The organism is Serratia sp. A07 (assembly GCF_058725505.1).
In genome coordinates this window covers 1-735 of record NZ_JBZXDO010000220.1, presented here as the reverse complement: position 1 = coordinate 735, position 735 = coordinate 1, and the positions used below count along the sequence as shown (strand labels likewise).

Genomic DNA, 735 nt, shown 5'->3' with positions numbered 1-735 from the left:
CAGAGACATGGGATATACTCCGTTTGGTTACCGTATTTCCGGATAAAAAAGACGTCCACTCCGCATTGCCCGCAAGCAACGCCAGCAGCTTTTGGCCACTGACCAGGTGGATGTGGGGATGGTTCTGCAGCAAAGCATGGCTTAGTTGGCCGGTACGGCCGGTATGAATGAAAAAACCCTGGCAGTGGTGATGTCGCAGCAACGCACCAAAACTCGTGATATGGGACGGTGTGATCGTCCGGCCGTAACGTTTAGCCTGGATGAGGTAGGTCTTACCTTCGATAATGACCTGACCATCCAGACCGCCGTCGCCGCTGTAGGCGGTATTGCGGATAACGGCATAGCCCTGGCGCTCAAACGCCAGGAGCAACAGCTCTTCAAATACATAGGGGTTGATTTTGCGCAGATAGGCCAGACGCTGGCCATCACCGCCCAGCAGCGGTAAGCGCGCCAGTACCCGCATGGCCGTCGCCTGATATCGGCGGTGGCGCCGACAGCTGGCTGTCTCCCGGCCACGGCAGTTCAGCCCCAGCATGACAGCAACAAACAGCACTATCAGCACAACCGTCAGCACAGGGTTTACCATTAATGCTGCGGCGATGTGTTGCGCCGATATCATGGTGTGACCTGCTGGGACAAACCGGTATCAGTGATGAGAACCGGGTAATTCGACAGCTGCAGCCGGCGCGCCAACTCACTGCCGGATGCCGGCGCCATCGGCACCCCCGGCGCCAG

Annotated in this window: 2 protein-coding genes; both read right to left on the bottom strand. The window is 58.1% G+C overall.

The window, feature by feature from the left end; translation table 11 throughout:
* A partial coding sequence (locus tag AC4PR2_RS29375) for a restriction endonuclease (RefSeq protein WP_492176109.1) occupies positions 1–619 on the bottom strand: 619 nt, incomplete at its 3' end.
* Positions 616–735 (bottom strand): DUF2859 domain-containing protein (locus AC4PR2_RS29370; protein WP_492175850.1); only part of this gene is annotated, 120 nt, incomplete at its 5' end. The genes AC4PR2_RS29370 and AC4PR2_RS29375, both read right to left, overlap by 4 nt.